Below are 2,377 nucleotides of genomic sequence, written 5' to 3'. Positions count from 1 at the left end.
CGTGCAAAAGGGACCCCGTTAGCGGGGTGATCGGCGTCTAAAAGGGACCCCTCATTCTGATGGTGTAGCAGGCTGCCTGGTTTTCCAGGTGGTGAGATCGGGATGTTGGTGGTGGAGACGGTTGTTCGGATACGGCGGGAGCACGCGAGCGGGAAGGCGATCAAGGCGATCGCGCGCGATCTGCGGCTGTCACGCAAGGTGGTTCGCAAGGCGATCCGGGCGCCGGAAGGCGCGTTCGATTATCGCCGCACGGTTCAACCGCTGCCCCGGCTTGGGCCGTTCCAGGACCGGCTCGACACGCTGCTGACGGAGAACGAGGCCCGGCACCGGCGTGACCGGCTGCGCATGACGCGGATCCATGATCTGCTGTGCCGTGAGGGGTTCGAGGGATCCTACGACGCGGTCCGGCGCTACGCCCGGCGTTGGACGGAAGCGCGGCGCAAGGATGCGGGCGACGGCGCCCCGGCCTTCATCCCGCTCATGTTCAAGCCGGGCGAGGCCTACCAGTTCGACTGGAGCCACGAGGATGTGGAGATCGCGGGCAAGCCGATGCGGGTGAAGGTGGCGCACATGCGGCTGTGCGCGTCGCGGGCGGTCTACGTCAGAGCCTATCCGCGCGAGACGCAGGAGATGGTGTTCGACGCGCATGCGCGCGGCTTTGCCTTCTTCGGCGGCGTTCCCCTGCGCGGCATCTACGATAACATGAAGACCGCGGTCACCACCGTGTTCGTCGGCAAGGAGCGGGTGTTCAACCGCCGTTTTCTTGTCATGGCCGATCATTACATGGTCGAGCCGACCGCCTGCTCGCCGGCGGCGGGATGGGAGAAGGGCCAAGTAGAACACCAGGTCCAGACCATCCGAGGCCGCTTCTTCCAGCCCCGCCTGCGCTTTGCCAGCATCGAAGAGCTCAACGGGTGGCTGGAGGCTGAGTGCCTGCGCTGGGCCGCAACGCACGCGCATCCCGAGCAGAAGGAGCTGACCGTTGCCGAGGCGCTGGAGCTCGAACGGCCAGTCCTGCAGCCGATGCTGGCGCCCTTCGACGGCTTCCATGAGACCGCGCATGCCGTGACCGGCACCTGCCTGATTAGCTTCGACCGGAACCGCTACTCGGTCATGGCCAAGGCGGCGCGGCGGGCCGTTCAGGTCCGCGCCTATGCCGACCGCATCGTTGTTCGCTTGGGCGACGAGGTAATCGCCGAGCATGCCCGGCACTTCGGCCGCGACCGGACGATCTATAATCCCTGGCATTACCTGCCAGTGCTGGCGCACAAGCCTGGGGCCTTGCGGAACGGCGCCCCCTTCCAGGGGTGGGACCTGCCACCGGCACTGGCGCGGTTGCGGCGCAAGCTGGGCGGCGGAGATGAAGCCGACCGCCGCTTCGTGCGCGTGCTGGCAGCCGTAATGACCGATGGCCTGGAAGCGGTCGAGGCCGCGATCCGGGAGGCGCTTGATAGCGGTGCCGTCAGCGACGAGGTCATCCTCAACATCCTGGCCCGATACCGGGACCCGCCATCCGAGCGCCCCCTGGACGTGGTCGTTGATCTGAAGCTCAGCCACCCGCCGGTTGCGGACTGTGCGCGCTATGACAGTGTGCGAGGCCTCCATGCAGCGGCATGAGATGATCGAGGCGATGCGCGCGCTTGGCCTCAAGGGCATGGCCGGCGCGTTCGACGAGGCGGTCACCACCGGGTTGCAGCGCAAGCGCACGACGCACGAGATCCTGACCGACCTACTGCGCGCTGAAGCCGCGCATCGGCATGCCGCCTCGATCCGCTACCGCATGACCGCAGCCAAGCTGCCGGTAATCAAGGACCTCGACGCCTTCGTGTTCGAGGGCACCCCGATCAACGAAGAGCTGGTGCGCTCTCTGCACACCGGTTCGTTCCTGCCCGGTCGGCGCAACATCGTGCTCATCGGCGGCACAGGGACGGGCAAGACTCATCTGGCCACCGCGATCCTCGCCAGCGTCGTGCGTGCCGGCGCCCGCGGGCGTTACTACAACACCGTCGATCTCGTCACCCGGCTCGAGGAAGAAGCCCGCATCGGCAAGGCCGGCGCCATCGCCGACCAGCTCGGCAGACTCGATCTCGTGGTGCTCGATGAACTGGGCTATCTGCCGTTCGCGCGATCCGGTGGACAGTTGTTGTTCCACCTGATCAGCAAGCTCTACGAGCAGACCTCGGTCATTATCACCACTAACCTTGCCTTCGGCGAGTGGCCCACCGTGTTCGGCGATCCCAAGATGACCACCGCGCTGCTCGACCGCATCACCCACCATTGCGATATCGTCGAGACCGGCAACGACAGCTGGCGCTTCAAAAACCGCAGCTGACCCAATCAGAAAACCGCCTTCGCGCTGCTGACGCCTCCGGTCGGG

Annotated in this window: 2 protein-coding genes; both read left to right on the top strand. The window is 66.1% G+C overall.

Going from position 1 to position 2,377, the window contains the following annotated elements:
• Positions 1–102 precede the first annotated feature (102 nt).
• Positions 103–1,617, top strand: a complete 1,515-nt coding sequence (istA, locus tag WEA77_RS11775; RefSeq protein WP_368068079.1) for an IS21 family transposase — start codon at positions 103–105, stop codon at positions 1,615–1,617.
• The gene (gene istB / locus WEA77_RS11770) at positions 1,604–2,332 is read left to right on the top strand and encodes an IS21-like element helper ATPase IstB (protein ID WP_368068078.1); all 729 of its coding nucleotides are present in this window, start codon (positions 1,604–1,606) and stop codon (positions 2,330–2,332) included. Before istA ends, istB begins: the two co-directional genes overlap by 14 nt.
• Positions 2,333–2,377: the final 45 nt, after the last annotated feature.

Origin of the sequence: Hyphomonas sp. (assembly GCF_040882205.1) — a bacterium.
GTDB lineage: Bacteria > Pseudomonadota > Alphaproteobacteria > Caulobacterales > Hyphomonadaceae > Hyphomonas.
This window is presented reverse-complemented; position numbering and strand designations above follow the sequence as displayed.